The sequence below is a fragment of the Streptomyces sp. NPDC102406 genome, from assembly GCF_044765725.1.
Lineage (GTDB): Bacteria > Actinomycetota > Actinomycetes > Streptomycetales > Streptomycetaceae > Streptomyces.
This window is the reverse complement of the sequence record NZ_JBIWKP010000010.1, coordinates 54,924-68,851: the sequence shown is the minus strand read 5'-3', so window position 1 is coordinate 68,851 and position 13,928 is coordinate 54,924. Positions and strand designations below refer to the sequence as shown.

The following is a 13,928-nucleotide window of genomic DNA, read 5'->3' as shown; positions in this document are numbered from 1 at the left end:
GGCGCCCACCCCCTAGACAACGGAATGAAGGGAACCGGACATGGGTCCCCATCCTGCGGTCGCGGCGATACGCCTGGCGGTCCGCCGCGTCCTCCACGACATCCTCAGCGCACGACCCCAGCCCCCCACCGGCGCACAGCCGCTCGTGCTGGTCGCCTGCTCGGGCGGCGCCGACTCCATGGCGCTGGCCTCGGCCCTCGCCTTCGAAGCCCCCAAACTCGGCATCCGCGCCGGTGGCATCACCGTCGACCACGGTCTGCAGCCCGGCTCCGACACCCGTGCCGAGGACGTCCTCCTGCGCCTGACCGCCCTCGGTCTCGACCCCGTCGAGTCCGTCGCCGTCCAGGTCGGCCGCTCCGGCGGCCCCGAAGCCGCCGCCCGAGACGCCCGCTACGCCGCCCTCGACGCCGCCGCCGAGCGCCACGGCGCCGCCGCCGTCCTGCTCGGCCACACCCGCGACGACCAGGCCGAGACGGTCCTGCTCGGCCTCGCCCGCGGCTCGGGCATCCGCTCCCTGTCCGGGATGGCGGCGGTCTCCGGCAGCGGCGGCCGCTACCGCCGCCCCTTCCTCCAGCTCGACCGCCAGACGGCCCGCAAAGCCTGCCTCGTGCAGCATCTGCCCGTCTGGGACGACCCGCACAACACCGATCCGGCCTACACCCGCTCGCGCCTGCGCCACGAAGGGCTGCCCGCCCTGGAGAAGGCGCTGGGCAAAGGCGTCGTCGAGGCCCTCGCCCGCACGGCCCAGCTCTCCCGGGACGACGCCGACGCCCTGGACACCTGGGCCCAGCAGGCCGCCGACTCCGTACGGGACGCGGCCGGGCTCCTCGAATGCGCCAAGCTCTACGCGCTCCCGCCCGCCGTGCGCCGCCGCATCCTGCGCAGGGCCGCGATCGAGGCGGGCGCCCCGGCCGGCGCGCTCTTCGCCCGCCACATCGAAGAGGTCGACCGCCTGATCACCGGATGGCGGGGCCAGGGAGAGATCAACCTCCCGGGCAAAGTCGTCGCCCAGCGACAGGGTGGCAGACTGGTCATCCGGCAAGGCTGACGAGAGACCACGCAGTCGGTGGGATCCGCGTGGCCGGTGGGACGACCGAAAGTGATGCGGGTGGACGCGAAAGACATGGGCACCGACCTTCAGTCGGTGCTCATCACCAAGGAAGAGATCGACGCGAAGCTGGCTGAGCTGGCCGCGAAGATCGACGCGGAGTACGCGGGCAAGGACCTGCTGATCGTCGGGGTGCTCAAGGGCGCCGTCATGGTCATGGCGGACCTGGCGCGGGCCCTGGCCACCCCCGTCACGATGGACTGGATGGCGGTGTCCTCGTACGGCGCCGGCACCCAGTCGTCCGGCGTCGTGCGGATCCTCAAGGACCTCGACACCGACATCAAGGGCAAGCACGTCCTGATCGTCGAGGACATCATCGACTCGGGCCTGACCCTCTCCTGGCTGCTCACGAACCTCGGTTCGCGCGAGCCCGCCTCCCTCGAGGTGTGCACGCTGCTGCGCAAGCCGGAAGCGGCCAAGGTCGACATCGACGTGAAGTGGGTCGGCTTCGACATCCCCAACGAGTTCGTGGTCGGCTACGGCCTGGACTACGCGGAGAAGTACCGCAACCTGCCGTTCGTCGGCACGCTCGCGCCGCACGTGTACGGCGGCTGAGCAGACGCCGGGCGGCCGGGAACCCTCGCGGGCTCCCCGCCGTTGGAGCATGCGAAGGGTCGTTTGTCGGTCGTCCCCTGCGGCGTCGGGTGACAATGCTGGGGTACCGTCCGAAGAACAGTTCTTCAAACAGCTTCAAACAGCCTTATCAAACTCACTATGGCAGGAGGGACGGGGCGTCATCGCTCCGTATGGATGGACGTGAAGCGATACTTCCGTGGGCCGGTCATGTGGATCGTGCTGGCCGTCCTTGCCGTGGTCGTGTTGATGCAGGTCGTCGGTTCGTCCGGCGGCTACAAGACGGTGGACACCGGCCAGGTCATTCAGGCCATCAACGACAACAAGGTGAAGTCGGCCAAGCTGACGACCGGTGATGACAACACCATCAAGGCCGAGCTGAAGGACGGCCAGAAGGTCGACGGCTCAAGCAAGATCCAGGCCAGTTACATCGGCGACCAGGGCGTCGAGGTGGCCAAGGATCTTCAGGCCAAGTTCCAGGAGAAGCAGATCCCCGACGGGTACACCGTTTCCCCGTCGAAGCAGAACCCCTTCGTGGGCATCCTGCTGACGCTGCTGCCCTTCGTCCTCATCGTGGTCGTCTTCCTGTTCCTGATGAATCAGATGCAGGGCGGCGGTTCCCGAGTCATGCAGTTCGGGAAGTCCAAGGCCAAGCTCATCACCAAGGACACCCCGAAGACGACGTTCGCCGACGTGGCGGGCTCGGACGAGGCCGTCGAGGAGCTCCACGAGATCAAGGAGTTCCTCCAGGAGCCGGCCAAGTTCCAGGCCGTCGGCGCCAAGATCCCCAAGGGTGTGCTGCTCTACGGCCCGCCCGGTACCGGTAAGACGCTCCTCGCGCGCGCCGTCGCCGGTGAGGCCGGGGTCCCGTTCTACTCGATCTCCGGCTCCGACTTCGTGGAGATGTTCGTCGGTGTCGGTGCCTCCCGTGTCCGTGACCTCTTCGAGCAGGCCAAGGCGAACGCTCCGGCGATCGTCTTCGTCGACGAGATCGACGCGGTCGGCCGCCACCGCGGCGCCGGCCTCGGCGGCGGTCACGACGAGCGCGAGCAGACGCTCAACCAGCTCCTCGTCGAGATGGACGGCTTCGACGTGAAGGGCGGCGTCATCCTGATCGCCGCCACGAACCGGCCCGACATCCTCGACCCGGCGCTGCTGCGTCCCGGCCGCTTCGACCGGCAGATCGCGGTCGACCGCCCGGACATGCAGGGCCGTCTGGAGATCCTCAAGGTTCACCAGAAGGGCAAGCCGGTCGCGCCCGACGTCGACCTGTCGGCCGTCGCGCGCCGCACCCCGGGCTTCACCGGCGCCGACCTGGCGAACGTGCTGAACGAGGCGGCGCTGCTGACCGCCCGCTCGGACCGCAAGCTGATCGACAACTCGATGCTCGACGAGGCGATCGACCGCGTGGTCGCGGGCCCGCAGAAGCGGACCCGGATCATGTCGGACAAGGAGAAGAAGATCACCGCGTACCACGAGGGCGGACACGCCCTGGTCGCCGCGGCTTCGCCGAACTCCGACCCGGTCCACAAGATCACGATTCTCTCCAGAGGCCGTGCCCTCGGCTACACGATGGTGCTGCCCGACGAGGACAAGTACTCGACGACCCGCAACGAGATGCTGGACCAGCTCGCCTACATGCTGGGCGGTCGCGCGGCCGAGGAGCTCGTCTTCCACGACCCGACGACCGGCGCCGCCAACGACATCGAGAAGGCCACCAGTACGGCCCGCGCGATGGTCACGCAGTACGGCATGACCGAGCGGCTCGGCGCGATCAAGTTCGGCGGTGACAACACCGAGCCGTTCCTCGGCCGCGAGATGGGTCACCAGCGCGACTACTCGGAAGAGGTCGCCGCGCTCGTCGACGAAGAGGTCAAGAAGCTCATCGAGACGGCGCACAACGAGGCCTGGGAGATCCTGGTCGAGAACCGCGACGTTCTCGACAACCTGGTCCTCGCGCTCCTCGAGAAGGAGACGCTGAACAAGGAGCAGATCGCCGAGATCTTCGCCCCGATCGTGAAGCGTCCGGCCCGCCCCGCGTGGACCGGCTCCTCCCGCCGCACCCCCTCGACCCGCCCGCCGGTGCTCTCCCCCAAGGAGCTGTCACTGACGAACGGGGCGAACGGGTCGGCGCCCGCCATCGAGACCACCACCCCGGTGGACACGGTGAAGGAAGAGCGCCCCGAGAGCTGACTCAGAGCCCGGAATGCATGCCGCGTCCCCCACGCTTTACGGTGTGGGGGACGCGGCTTTTTGCGCTGCCGCGCCGGTTCATACGAGAAGAGGCACCCACCATGACCGACCCGGTGACGCTGGACGGCGAAGGCTCGATCGGCGAGTTCGACGAGAAGCGGGCCGAGAACGCCGTACGCGAGTTGCTCATCGCGGTCGGTGAGGACCCGGACCGCGAGGGACTGCGGGAGACCCCGGCCCGCGTCGCGCGCGCCTACAAGGAGATATTCGCGGGTCTGTGGCAGAACCCCGAGGACGTCCTGACGACGACGTTCGACCTGGGCCACGACGAGATGGTCCTGGTGAAGGACATCGAGGTCCAGTCGAGCTGTGAGCACCACCTGGTGCCGTTCGTGGGCGTCGCGCACGTCGGCTACATCCCGTCGGCCGACGGCAAGATCACGGGCCTGTCGAAGCTGGCCCGGCTCGTCGATGTCTACGCCCGCCGCCCGCAGGTCCAGGAGCGGCTGACCACGCAGATCGCGGACTCGCTCATGGAGATCCTGGAGCCGCGCGGCGTCATCGTCGTCGTGGAGTGCGAGCACATGTGCATGACGATGCGGGGTGTGCGCAAGCACGGGGCCAAGACCATCACGTCGGCGGTGCGCGGGCAGCTCCGTGACCCCGCCACCCGTAACGAGGCGATGAGCCTCATCATCGGGCGCTGACACCGCCGGGGCGCCGCGGGAGCCCGCGTCAGGCTGCCGCGGCGGTGCCCTGCGTGTCGTCGTCCTCGGGGAGCTTGCAGACGCGCTCCAGGAAGAGCGCCGCCGCGATCACCGCGATGCCCGCGAGGACCGAGAACCCGGCGTAGATCGCCTGATCACGCCGGGCCGGGACCTCCAGAAACTCCAGCAGGAACGCGCCGGTCCCGCCGTACATGCCCGCCACCAGCGCGGCGACCAGTGCGCTGGCCTGCCCGAACACGAGCGATCTCGCGGCCACCATCGGGTCGACGCCCTTGGCCTCGGGCCGCCGCTCGCGCTGGGCGCGCAGCCGGGAACGGATGGACAGGGCCGTCGCGAACAGCACGGCGGCGATCACCGCCAGCACGATGGGAGCGGCGGGCGGGACCCGCGGCAGGGTGCCGACCGAGTCCCACAGCCGGGCGCCGGCCCAGGACAGCACCCCGGCGGCCAGGAAGAGGCCGGCCAGAGTCCTGATGCGCAGTTGCTTCATCCCCGTTGGTCGCCCCTCTTGTGTCTTCGGCCTGCCCGCTAGACCTTAACGACTACTCGGGCAGTCGAAGTTCCAGGTCGGCGCGGGGCGCCACCCCGGCGTCCGTCACGGCGCCGAGGAGCTGGGCGACGGGGCCGCGGCCGGGGAGCTGGGCGTCCGGCTCCACGTCGTGCCAGGGCGCCAGGACGAAGGCCCGCTCGTGGGCCCGCGGGTGGGGCAGCGTCAGCGTCGGGTCGTCCGAGACGACATCGGCGTACGCGACGATGTCGACGTCCAAAGTGCGCGGGCCCCAGCGCTCGTCCCGTACGCGGTGGAAGGCCTCCTCGACGGCGTGGGCGCGCTCCAGGAGCGAGCTGGGCGGGAGCGTCGTCCGCAGCACCACCACCGCGTTGAAGTACGAGGGCTGGCTGCCGGGATCGACGCCCCAGGGCTCCGTCTCGTAGACCGGCGAGACGGCTTTGACGCGGACGCCGGGCGTGTCCTCCAGGGCGTCGATGGCGCCCTGGAGGGTCTCCAGGCGGTTGCCCAGGTTGGCGCCGAGGGAGAGCACGGCGCGCCGGGGGTTGGAGAGCGTGGTGTCGGCGGCGTCGACCTGCTGCACCACGGAGGCCGGCACCGGCTGGACGGTCGGGTCGAACTGGGTCTGGTTCATCCTCGGCTCCGGGTGATGGTGACGGTCACGTCGTCGAAGGGCACGGTGATCGGGGCGTCCGGCTTGTGGACGCAGACCTCGACCTCCAGCACCCCCTCGTGCTGCAGACACGTGCGGGCGATGCGCTCGGCGAGCGTCTCGATGAGGTCGACCGGTTCGCCTTCGACGACGGCCACGACCTCCTCCGCCACGATGCCGTAGTGCACGGTCTTCGCCAGGTCGTCGTCGGCGGCCGCCGCCCGGGTGTCGAGCCCGAGCACCAGGTCCACGATGAAGGTCTGGCCCTCCTCGCGCTCCTTGGGGAAGACGCCATGGTGCCCGCGGGCCTTGAGGCCGCGCAGCGCGACACGATCCACGCGAATCACTCCTGCAATCGTCGGTAGAGGCCGCTCCCGTCGGTGTGCGGTCGACGTGATGACCTCGATCGAATCTACCTGCGCGCACTGACAGCGCTCGCCCGTGGGGGCTATGGACGGACCGGCGCACGGCTGGTAGCCGCCCCTACCCAGGTGGTCGGGGGCGCAATCCCGTACCGGGATTTCCGGCCCCTTGCGGGGCGCGTACCCACTCAGGCGAGTGGTCCGTCGTCCCCGGTGTCGTCGGGCAGGTCGATACCGGGGTCGTCGGCGGTGCCGGGTTCGTCCTCCGCGTCCGCGAGCACCGGTGAGGCGTGGTGCGACCAGAGCTTCCAGCCGTCGCGGGTGCGCCGGAACACGTTGGTCGCGACGACGCGCTGGCCGACGAGCGGGCCCAGCTCCTCGCCGTCCCGCGGGGCGGGGCCGCCGCTGAGAATGTTCTCCGTGCAGGTCACCAGGGCGGTGTCGGCGACGACGCTGATCCGCACATCGGTCAGGAAGAACTGGATGTACTCGGTGTTCGCCATGATCAGCGCGTACGAGCGCAGCACCTCGCCGCGCCCGGTCAGCACCGGCCACCCGGGGTGCACACAGCTTATGGAGGTGTCCTCGGCGTCGTCGGGGTCCGCGTCCTCGGCGTAGGAGGCGTCCTCGGGCGCCAGCCACAGGGACGTCAGCTCCTCGAAGTCGCCGCGCTCCATCGCCTCGTAGTAGGCGCGGTTGGCATCGTCGACGGCCTGGGTCTCGGTGCTGGTCACAGCGCTCCCTCGACGGCGCGGGCCACCCGGACCGCGTCGGCGGTGGCCCGGACCTCGTGGACGCGCACCGCCCAGGCGCCGGCGCGCGCGGCGATAGCGGAGACGGCGGCGGTGGCGGCGTCGCGCTCGCGCGCGGGCGGCGGGGCGCCCTTGTCGTCGGCGAGTACGTGGCCGAGGAACCGCTTGCGGGAGGCCGCGACCAGGATCGGGTGGCCCGGCGCGCGCAGCTCGTCGAGGTGGGCGAGGAGGGCCAGGTCGTGCTCGGGCTCCTTGGAGAAGCCGAGGCCCGGGTCGACGATGATGCGGTCGGGGGCGATGCCGCCCTCGATGACGGCCTCCACGCGCGCGTGCAGGTCGTTCACGACCTCGGCGACGACGTCCTCGTAGCGGCCCCGCACGGTGGCGCCCGCCAGGAAGCCGCGCCAGTGCATCACCACGAACGGGGCTCCCGCGGCGGCGACGACCGGGACCATCGCCGGGTCGGCCAGGCCGCCGCTGACATCGTTGACCAGGGCCGCGCCGGCCGCGAGCGACTGTTCCGCGACGCGGGCGCGCATGGTGTCGACGGAGACGGTGACGCCTTCTGCGGCGAGTCCGCGGACGACGGGGATGACGCGCTTCAGCTCCTCGTCCTCGTCGACGCGGGTGGCGCCCGGACGGGTCGACTCACCGCCGACGTCCACGAGGTCGGCGCCCTCGGCGACCAGGTCCAGGCCGTGCTTGATCGCGGCGGTGGTGTCGAACCAGCGGCCACCGTCGGAGAAGGAGTCGGGCGTCACGTTGACGACGCCCATGACCGCGCAACGGTCCCAGACGGGGAGGTGCGCTACGTGGCCTCGGTGGACCTGGGACGTGCTCATGGCGTCCAGCCTAGGGCCGGTCATGGTGCGGTGATGTCAGCGGGAGAGGAACACCGGCAGGGCGCCCCGGGTCGAGGGCGCCGTGTCCTCGTCCGTGGGGGCCGGTTCGGTGGTGGCGGGGCGGGCCGTCCCGTCGGCCGGTTCGAGCGGGGTCAGGCCCGTCTCGCGGGTCCAGACCTCGGCGCCTTCCTCGGAGCAGCCCGTGACGGCCGGGGTCCAGGCGTGGGCCCGCGCCTCGTCCATGAAGCGCTCGATGGCGCCGGGCCACGCCTCCACCGCTCCGACGGGGTCGCCCCCGGCGAGCATCACGCCGCGGACCACGCGGTAGCGGACGGCCGCCTTGCCGCTGGGCGAGAACACCACGCCCTCGGTGCGGTGCGTGGCCGGGCGCTCGGGGCGGACCGCGAAGTAGACCGTGGTGAGGACGGTGACCATGCCGAGGGCGCGGAGCGAGAACGCGACCGTGCTCGACACGGGTCCCACGTAGACCAGAGGCCCGGCCACGCCGAACAGGCCGTACAGGACGTGCTCCAGGCGCTCGGCGAGGCTCGGGCTGCCGACGAGCTGGTGGGGGTGGGCGCTGACGACGGCCAGGCCGAGCAGGATCGAACCGGCGCCCAGGAGCGTGAAGTTGGTCAGCGCGAGCCAGCGGGTGCGCGGGGCGGGCAGCGCGCCGAACCGGTCGCGCTCCTTGCCGAGCAACCGCAGGAGCAGCAGCGGAAGGAACAGCGGTAGGACGACGTCCGCGAACGACGGCTGGTACGCGGCCTGCGCGCAGGCACCGAGCGGCAGCAGGACCATGGCCGCCCACCAGGCGCGCCGCTCACGGCGTCGCAGCCCGCGCGCGAGCAGGAGCAGCAGGACGCCGCTGCCGAGCGCGAGGGCCGCGGCGAACGACCCCGAGGTGCCCGGTAACACCTCGGCGAGGGTGGGGACCCGGCCGCGCCCGGGGCGGGGGAGGACGCCGACCGCGATGTCGAGCAGCCCGATCAGGACGCAGGCGTGGGCGGCCAGGGCCGGTACCGCTGCCGGACGGGGGCCGCGGAGCACGCCCCGCAGCAGGGCCCCCGTCCGGCGCCTCACCTGGCGCGCAAGCCCGTGCGGGCCTCCCGCCTCTGTCCTGACGAACATCGCATTCCCGTAGATCCGCGAGAAACGTGAACACGGTGCCGAAATCCGGCATCCGTGATGTGCGCCCTCTAGGACGGGTCACGGTGGGGCCCGGTTCACTCCTCGCCGGAAAATCACCTCAAAGGGAAGCGAGGAGCGGTCCGCCTCATAAGAGGTGCTACGGGAGGTGCTCCTTGAGGCGCTACTTCAGGAGGGGTGTCACCGTCTCCAGTTCGACGTCCGCGCGAGAGATGTCCTGGGCGTCCGCGGCCGTCGAGCGGCGCAGTGCCTCGTGCAGCCTGGCCGGGGTCAGGACCCCCAGGAAGCGTCCCTCGGAGCGGGCGTCGATGACGGCGATCCACCCGGCGTCGTGCTGGAGCATCGTCGCGAACGCCTGCTTCAGCGAGGCGCCGACGGGCAGCCACGCCTCCATGCGGCGGGCATGGTCGCGTACGGTGCCGCCTCGTGCGCCGCCCTTCTCCGCCGCCGCGCGCGCGTGTTCGGCGGAGATCCAGCCGTGCAGGGTGTTGTCGTGGTCCAGGACGACGGCCCAGCGGGCGTCGAGGTCCGTGGGCAGCGGGTCGTCGAGGTGGACGACGGGCGGTTGCTCCAGGTCGCCCTCCTCGATGGGGGTCACGGAGAGGCGCTTCAGGCCCCGGTCGGCGCCGACGAAATCGGCCACGTAAGCGGTGGCGGGGGCGCCCAGGACGGCCGACGGGGTGTCGAACTGCTCGATGCTGCCCTGCCCGTACACGGCGATGCGGTCGCCGAGGCGGACGGCTTCCTCGATGTCGTGGGTGACGAACAGGACCGTCTTGCCGAGCGTCCGCTGAAGCCGCAGGAACTCGGTCTGGAGGCGGTCGCGCACCACCGGGTCGACCGCGCCGAACGGCTCGTCCATCAGCAGCACCGGCGGGTCCGCGGCCAGGGCCCGCGCGACGCCGACCCTTTGGCGCTGGCCGCCGGAGAGCTGGTCGGGGTAGCGGTCGCCGAACGTCTTCGGGTCGAGGCCCACCAGGTCGAGCAGTTCGGCCGCGCGCTCGCGGGCCTTGGCGCGCTTGACGCCCAGCAGATGCGGCACGGTCGCGGTGTTGTCCAGCACCGTCTTGTGCGGGAAGAGGCCCACCTGCTGGATCACGTATCCGATCCGGCGCCGCAACCGGACCGGATCGATGGCGGATATGTCGTCACCGTCGAGGAATATCCGGCCCTCGGTGGGTTCGATGAGCCGGTTCACCATCTTCATCGTCGTGGTCTTGCCGCAGCCCGACGGGCCGACGAGCGTGACCAGTTCGCCCTCGTTCACCTCGAAGGACAGGTCGTCGACGGCAGTGGTGCCGTCCGCGTACCGCTTGCTGACGTGCTCGAACCGGATCATGAGACCCCATTCTGCCGCGCCGCCGCCGCGTTGGGCATGCCCCGGCAAGGCAGTCATGTGAAGGGAATGTTGCGGGCGGAGGGCGGGTCTCGGCCATTGTCAGTGGTGGCCGCTAGGGTCATCGGCAGTCGGAGAACATGCGTGCGCGGGTGCGGACGACTGACATACGTTCGGGGGATCGGGGGAGGTGGGCGGGGTGAGCGAGCAGAACTGCCTGGTGGCCAATGACTGGGTGTGCGGGGAGTATCTGCGCACCCGCAGCCAGGAATTGGTGGACGCGACCGTCCAGCACGTGGGAATCACCGTGGTCTCGGTGGTGATCGGTGTCCTGATCGCCTTCCCGCTGGCGCTGCTCGCCCGGCACAGGCGGGCTTTCGCGGGCCCGGTGCTCGGTCTGACGACCGTGTTCTACTCGATTCCCTCGCTGGCGATGTTCTCGCTGCTCCTCCCTCTTTTCGGGCTGTCGGCCTCCCTGGTGGTCACCGGGCTCGTCCTGTATTCGCTGACGATTCTCGTGCGGAACATATTGGCGGGGCTCCAGTCCGTGCCGGAGGAGGCCACAGAGGCCGCGCGCGGTATGGGGTACGGCCCCTTCCGGCTGCTGTGGGAGGTCGAACTGCCGCTGGCGCTCCCGGCGCTGCTGGCCGGTGTGCGGATCGCCACGGTCTCCACGGTGGCGCTGACGACGGTCGGCGCGATCGTCGACTACGGCGGCCTCGGCACCCTGATACTCGACGGGCTCGACAGCGACTTCAAGGCGCAGGTGCTGACCGCGTCGGTGCTCTGCGTGGTGCTCGCGATCCTCGCGGACCTGCTGCTCCTCGGGGTGCAGCGCTGGTTGACGCCGTGGACGCGGGTCGCCGCCGGGCGTCGCGCGCGTGGGCCGCGCATACGGGCGGCGGCGGACCCGCTGGAGCCGGAGAAGGTGGCATGAACGCGATATCGGGGGCCTACAACTGGCTGAGCACGGGGGCCAACTGGCAGGGCGAGAAGGGGGTGTGGCACCGCCTCGCCGAGCACCTGTACTTCAGCGGTGTCGCGCTCGGCGTGGCCTGCCTGATCGCGTTGCCGCTCGCACTCTGGCTCGGGCACATCGGCAAGGGCGGCGCCCTCGCGATCAACGTGTCGAACGTGGGGCGTGCGGTGCCGACGCTGGCCGTCCTCGTGCTGCTGACGCTCACCCCGCTCGGCCGCCACGGCGATGTGCCGACGCTGATCGCGCTGGTGCTGTTCGCGGTGCCGCCGCTGCTGACCAACGCGTACGTGGGCATGCGCGAGGTCGACCCTTCGGTGGTGGAGGCCGCGCGCGGGATGGGGATGAGTGGCCGCCAGGTGTTCGCCCGGGTCGAGCTGCCGCTGGCGTACCCGCTGGTCATGACCGGACTGCGGTCGGCGGCGGTGCAGGTGATCGCGACGGCGACGCTGGCCGCGATGGCGGGCGAGGGTGGCCTCGGGCGGATCATCACGGCCGGTTTCAACCTCCAGGACACGCCGCAGGTGGTCGCGGGGGCCGTGCTCGTGGCCGCGCTCGCGCTGCTGGTGGAGGGCGTGTTCGTGGCGGTGGGGCGGGTGCTCGACCCCATGAGGGGGCGGGCGTGAGTGTTCTTGGGTTCCGGCAGTGCGGCCGGTCAGTACGACTGCGGTCGACCAGTGCAACGAGGAGAGCGATGAACAGCAGGACGAGTCGAACGGCCCTGGCGGCCGTGGCGGTCGTAGCACTGGCCGCGGGGCTCACCGCGTGCGGTGGCGACAGCCTGGAGGGCAAGGACGATTCGGGGAGCGCGGGCGGCTCGGGCGGCAAGAAGGGCAAGGTCGTCGTCGGCGCCGCGAGCTTCACCGAGGCCAAGGTGCTCGGTGAGCTGTACCGGCAGGTCCTGGCCGACGCCGGATACGACGCGTCGGTCAAGACGGTCGAGAACCGTGAGATCTACGAGCCGCAGCTCGCCAAGGGCGCCATCGACGTGGTGCCCGAATACGCGGCGACGCTCGCCGAATTCCTCAACCTCAAGAAGAACGGCGCCGACGCGAAGGCCGTCGCCTCCAGTGACGTGGACGCCACGGTCGCCGCGCTGCGCAAGCTGGCGGAACCGGAGGGGCTGAAGGTCCTGGACGCGGGCGGCGCGGTCGACCAGAACGCGTTCGCGGTGAGCGAGAGCTTCGCCGAGAAGCACCACCTGAAGACGCTTTCCGACCTCGGCAAGTCGGGCCAGAAGGTCAAGATCGCGGCCGGTGACGAATGCGAGGAGCGACCGTTCTGCGCGCCGGGGCTGAAGAAGACGTACGGGATCGACGTCACGGGCATCGACCCCAAGGGCGTCGGGACGACGCAGTCCAAGCAGGCGGTGAAGAACGGCACGGACCAGTTGGTCCTGACGACCACGACCGACGCGACGCTGAAGAACTTCGGCCTCGTTCTCCTTGAGGACGACAAGAAGCTCCAGAACGCGGACAACATCATTCCGGTTGTCAACGCGAAGGACGCCGGCGACAAGGGGATATCCGACGTTCTCGGGAAGCTGACCAAGACGCTCACCACGGACGATCTTGTGGAGTTGAACCGCAAGGTCGACGCCGAGCGGCAGAAGGAAGCGGATGTCGCCAAGGACTATCTGGAGTCCAAGGGCCTCATCGGTAAATGATCTTGGCTCGGTAAGGGGTGGCGGGAGTGGCCGCGGGAGTGGGGGAGAGAGTTTCTGTGCCGCCTGTGCCCGATTTTTGCCTGGCGGGGCTTCGCGATTCGCCTACGCGCGGTAAGTTTCTGGCCATGCCACGTGGACGTCACCGCCATTCCCCACCCCTGCACCGCCTGCTGCCCCCCTCGGTGATCGCCGGCGTACCGCTCGTCTGCGCGGGCGGCGTCTGGCTGTCCGACGATCCGCTCGTGCTGCGCTGCGTCACCGCCGCCGCCGCGGCAGCGGCCGTGATCGGCGCCGTCGTGATGCGCCGCTGGGACCGGCTCGCGGGCAAGCAGGTCGCCGAGCTGACCCGGGGCGCCGCGAGCGAGCGCTGGCGGCACGAGGAGGCCGTGGCGGAGCTGGAGGGCGACCTCGAGGAGTCCCGGGAGCTGCGCGTCAAGCTGGAGGGCAAGCTGCGCGCGAAGCGATCCGAACTGGCGGCGTTGCGCAACGAGCACGCGGCGCTGCTGCGGCGGTACGCGAACGCGGAGACGGAGCGGGCCAGCGCGCTGGAGGGCCGGCGCCAGCTCGCGATAGAGGCCGCTGCCCCGACCAGGGCGGCGCTGCCACCGGCGGCCCCGGCCCAGGCGCCCTCGGCGTCCGCCCCCGGGGGCGGGGCCACCCCGTCCCTGTACCTGAGGGCCAACGCGGCCCTCGACCGGATCGCCCGCGCCGAGTCGCGCGGCGCCGCGGAGGAGACCGATTCGCAGGGGAAGTCCAGCGCGGCGTCCGGCCACTACAGCGTGCCGGTCGCCGCGGCGGTGGTGCCCGCGGCGCCCGCGCGCAAGGTCCCCCAGGGCGGCTTTGACTTCTTCGGCACGAGCGGCCCCTCAGGAGAACAGACCGAGGAGCGGGCCGCCGATCGGACGGCCGAGAAGGCGCCCGGGCCGGCCGTGGAGCGGGACGAGGACCTGGCCGACGTCATAGGGGAAGAGGCGCTGGCCGAGCAGGAGGTCATCGACCTGACGGCCCACGACGAGACCGAACAGATCGACGTGGGCGGCTTGCGGTCCGCGATGCGCGCCTGACACCGGGCGCCCCGCGCCC

Annotated in this window: 14 protein-coding genes and 1 pseudogene; 8 read left to right on the top strand and 7 right to left on the bottom strand. The window is 70.8% G+C overall.

Translation table 11 applies throughout. From position 1 onward, the window contains the following. Positions 1-40 precede the first annotated feature (40 nt). The 4 genes from tilS (at position 41) to folE (ending at position 4,581) form a co-directional block, all read left to right on the top strand. Positions 41-1,048 (top strand): tRNA lysidine(34) synthetase TilS, encoded by a 1,008-nt coding sequence (gene tilS, locus ACIRF8_RS30535; protein WP_404219995.1) that lies wholly within the window; start codon positions 41-43, stop codon positions 1,046-1,048. 54 nt (positions 1,049-1,102) lie between these two features. Continuing rightward, positions 1,103-1,663, top strand: a complete 561-nt coding sequence (hpt, locus tag ACIRF8_RS30530; RefSeq protein ID WP_404220278.1) for a hypoxanthine phosphoribosyltransferase — start codon at positions 1,103-1,105, stop codon at positions 1,661-1,663. A gap of 195 nt (positions 1,664-1,858) precedes the next feature. Further along, positions 1,859-3,874: an ATP-dependent zinc metalloprotease FtsH gene (ftsH, locus tag ACIRF8_RS30525; protein ID WP_404219993.1), complete on the top strand. Its 2,016-nt coding sequence runs from the start codon at positions 1,859-1,861 to the stop codon at positions 3,872-3,874. 101 nt (positions 3,875-3,975) lie between these two features. After that, positions 3,976-4,581 carry a GTP cyclohydrolase I FolE gene (gene folE, locus ACIRF8_RS30520; RefSeq protein WP_404219991.1) on the top strand — a complete coding sequence of 202 codons (606 nt, stop codon included), beginning with the start codon at positions 3,976-3,978 and terminating at the stop codon, positions 4,579-4,581. A 28-nt stretch (positions 4,582-4,609) separates the two neighbouring features. On the opposite strand, the gene ACIRF8_RS30515 is transcribed toward folE, so the two are convergent. The 7 genes and pseudogenes from ACIRF8_RS30515 to ACIRF8_RS30485 all read right to left on the bottom strand — a co-directional run bounded on the left by ACIRF8_RS30515 (position 4,610) and on the right by ACIRF8_RS30485 (position 10,206). Next, the gene (locus ACIRF8_RS30515) at positions 4,610-5,092 is read right to left on the bottom strand and encodes a DUF3180 domain-containing protein (protein ID WP_404219989.1); all 483 of its coding nucleotides are present in this window, start codon (positions 5,090-5,092) and stop codon (positions 4,610-4,612) included. Between the two features lie 52 nt (positions 5,093-5,144). Then, positions 5,145-5,744, bottom strand: a complete 600-nt coding sequence (gene folK / locus ACIRF8_RS30510) for a 2-amino-4-hydroxy-6-hydroxymethyldihydropteridine diphosphokinase (RefSeq protein WP_404219987.1) — start codon at positions 5,742-5,744, stop codon at positions 5,145-5,147. Then, entirely contained in the window at positions 5,741-6,100 is a 360-nt protein-coding gene (gene folB, locus ACIRF8_RS30505) for a dihydroneopterin aldolase (RefSeq protein WP_404219985.1), read from the bottom strand. Before folB ends, folK begins: the two co-directional genes overlap by 4 nt. Positions 6,101-6,312: 212 nt before the next feature. Then, complete coding sequence (locus ACIRF8_RS30500; RefSeq protein WP_404219983.1) at positions 6,313-6,858, bottom strand: nuclear transport factor 2 family protein; 546 nt, start codon at positions 6,856-6,858, stop codon at positions 6,313-6,315. Then, the gene (gene folP, locus ACIRF8_RS30495) at positions 6,855-7,718 is read right to left on the bottom strand and encodes a dihydropteroate synthase (protein ID WP_404219981.1); all 864 of its coding nucleotides are present in this window, start codon (positions 7,716-7,718) and stop codon (positions 6,855-6,857) included. The genes ACIRF8_RS30500 and folP overlap by 4 nt, the downstream gene beginning before the upstream one ends. A 132-nt stretch (positions 7,719-7,850) precedes the next feature. Next, a pseudogene (locus ACIRF8_RS30490) lies at positions 7,851-8,849 on the bottom strand (phosphatidylglycerol lysyltransferase domain-containing protein); the annotation flags it as partial. Between the two features lie 181 nt (positions 8,850-9,030). Continuing rightward, on the bottom strand, positions 9,031-10,206 hold the full coding sequence (locus tag ACIRF8_RS30485) for an ABC transporter ATP-binding protein (RefSeq protein WP_404220276.1): 1,176 nt from the start codon (positions 10,204-10,206) through the stop codon (positions 9,031-9,033). Between the two features lie 196 nt (positions 10,207-10,402). Here ACIRF8_RS30485 and ACIRF8_RS30480 point away from each other — a divergent pair, with 196 nt between their 5' ends. From ACIRF8_RS30480 to ACIRF8_RS30465, 4 genes are all read left to right on the top strand, one after another. Continuing rightward, entirely contained in the window at positions 10,403-11,140 is a 738-nt protein-coding gene (locus ACIRF8_RS30480) for an ABC transporter permease (RefSeq protein ID WP_404219979.1), read from the top strand. After that, positions 11,137-11,805, top strand: a complete 669-nt coding sequence (locus ACIRF8_RS30475) for an ABC transporter permease (RefSeq protein WP_404219977.1) — start codon at positions 11,137-11,139, stop codon at positions 11,803-11,805. Before ACIRF8_RS30480 ends, ACIRF8_RS30475 begins: the two co-directional genes overlap by 4 nt. A 68-nt stretch (positions 11,806-11,873) precedes the next feature. Continuing rightward, positions 11,874-12,845, top strand: coding sequence for an ABC transporter substrate-binding protein (locus tag ACIRF8_RS30470; RefSeq protein ID WP_404219975.1), 972 nt, complete (start codon positions 11,874-11,876; stop codon positions 12,843-12,845). Between the two features lie 125 nt (positions 12,846-12,970). After that, positions 12,971-13,909 carry a hypothetical protein gene (locus tag ACIRF8_RS30465; protein WP_404219973.1) on the top strand — a complete coding sequence of 313 codons (939 nt, stop codon included), beginning with the start codon at positions 12,971-12,973 and terminating at the stop codon, positions 13,907-13,909. Positions 13,910-13,928: the final 19 nt, after the last annotated feature.

Coding starts and splice junctions, on each gene's coding strand:
- folK (WP_404219987.1), bottom strand. CDS start 5,744: ATGAACCAGACCCAGTTCGACCCGACCGTCCAGCCGGTGCCGGCCTCC.
- ACIRF8_RS30470 (WP_404219975.1), top strand. CDS start 11,874: ATGAACAGCAGGACGAGTCGAACGGCCCTGGCGGCCGTGGCGGTCGTA.
- ACIRF8_RS30465 (WP_404219973.1), top strand. CDS start 12,971: ATGCCACGTGGACGTCACCGCCATTCCCCACCCCTGCACCGCCTGCTG.
- folE (WP_404219991.1), top strand. CDS start 3,976: ATGACCGACCCGGTGACGCTGGACGGCGAAGGCTCGATCGGCGAGTTC.
- ftsH (WP_404219993.1), top strand. CDS start 1,859: ATGGACGTGAAGCGATACTTCCGTGGGCCGGTCATGTGGATCGTGCTG.
- ACIRF8_RS30485 (WP_404220276.1), bottom strand. CDS start 10,206: ATGATCCGGTTCGAGCACGTCAGCAAGCGGTACGCGGACGGCACCACT.
- ACIRF8_RS30475 (WP_404219977.1), top strand. CDS start 11,137: ATGAACGCGATATCGGGGGCCTACAACTGGCTGAGCACGGGGGCCAAC.
- tilS (WP_404219995.1), top strand. CDS start 41: ATGGGTCCCCATCCTGCGGTCGCGGCGATACGCCTGGCGGTCCGCCGC.
- folP (WP_404219981.1), bottom strand. CDS start 7,718: ATGAGCACGTCCCAGGTCCACCGAGGCCACGTAGCGCACCTCCCCGTC.
- hpt (WP_404220278.1), top strand. CDS start 1,103: ATGCGGGTGGACGCGAAAGACATGGGCACCGACCTTCAGTCGGTGCTC.
- ACIRF8_RS30515 (WP_404219989.1), bottom strand. CDS start 5,092: ATGAAGCAACTGCGCATCAGGACTCTGGCCGGCCTCTTCCTGGCCGCC.